Here is a 1,186-nt window from a genome sequence, read left to right as displayed (position 1 = left end):
CACCAACAACCTGTTCGAGGCGCCCCAGGTCTACAAGGTCCAGGGGCAGAACCAGTACCTGATGATCGTCGAGGCGGTCGGGGCGAACGGACGTTACTTCCGGTCGTTCACCGCCACCAGCCTCGGCGGCTCGTGGACGCCGCAGGCCGCGACCGAGAGCAACCCGTTCGCCGGCAAGGCCAACAGCGGCGCCACCTGGACCAACGACATCAGTCACGGCGAACTGGTTCGCGCCACCGCCGACCAGACCTTCACCGTCGACCCCTGCAACCTGCAGCTGCTCTACCAGGGCCGGTCGCCGAGTTCCGGCGGCGACTACGGTCTGCTTCCGTACCGCCCGGCTCTGCTCACGCGCCAGCGCTGAGCGGACGACAACGGCGGGGCCCGGCATCGACCGAGCCCCGCCGTTGTGCCGTTGCGGTCAGGGGCTGGTGCACGAGATGTTGCCGGGCGCCGCGGCGCTGCTCCCGTTCACCAGAAAACCGAACGTGGTCGAGGCGTTTGCGCCCAGAGCGCCGTTGTAGTCGGCGTTGCGGACGCTGATCGTGCCGGTGGTGCCGCTGTTGATGCCGTTCCAGACGTTGGCGATGGTCTGCCCGCCGGCCAGCGTCAACTGCACGGTCCAACCGGTGAGAGCGGCGGAGCCGTTGTTGGCCACGGTCACCTCACCTTGAAAACCACCACCCCAACTGCTGACCATCCGGTACGTCGCGGTGCAGGCACCCGGCTGCCCGGTAACGGGTGGCGAGTCCGGCGGGGTGCTGGGTGGGGTGCTGGTCGGCGTGCTCGGCGGTGGCGTGCTCGTCCCCGGCACGGTGGTGGAGGCGGCGTTGAGGGCGTTGAGGACGGAGGCGTACGCCGCCTTGGGGTTGCTGTTGCGGTCGAACAGCAGCGGGTTCTCGCTGCCGCGCCAGGAGTCGCTGTCCCGGATGCCCCACGTCGTGATGCCGACGCAGCGCGGGACGTTCGCGCAGGCCTGGGTGAGCCCGGCGTACTGCGTGGTCGACGCGTTGGTGACGTCGGCCTCGGTCAGCGCCACGTCCACCCCGAGGGCGCCGAAGCTTGCCAGCGTGGTCTGGAAGTTGCCGGGCAGCGAGCTGCCGCCGGTGAAGTGGGTCTGCAGGCCGACGCAGTCGATCGGCACGCCACGGGACTTGAAGTCCCGGATCATGTTGTAGACGCCCTG

At 69.2% G+C, this 1,186-nt stretch carries 2 protein-coding genes; one reads left to right on the top strand and one right to left on the bottom strand.

Annotated features, from left to right (window positions below; genetic code table 11):
• The coding region (locus Ato02nite_RS51100; protein ID WP_281419917.1) for a non-reducing end alpha-L-arabinofuranosidase family hydrolase at positions 1-364 on the top strand (364 nt) is incomplete at its 5' end.
• A gap of 57 nt (positions 365-421) precedes the next feature.
• On the opposite strand, the gene Ato02nite_RS51095 is transcribed toward Ato02nite_RS51100, so the two are convergent.
• Positions 422-1,186: endo-1,4-beta-xylanase (locus tag Ato02nite_RS51095; protein ID WP_213013985.1), on the bottom strand; the 765-nt coding region annotated here is incomplete at its 5' end.

It is taken from the genome of Paractinoplanes toevensis, assembly GCF_018332695.1.
GTDB lineage: Bacteria > Actinomycetota > Actinomycetes > Mycobacteriales > Micromonosporaceae > Actinoplanes > Actinoplanes toevensis.
The sequence above is the reverse complement of the archived record's forward strand: the minus strand, read 5'-3'. Positions and strand labels throughout refer to the sequence as shown.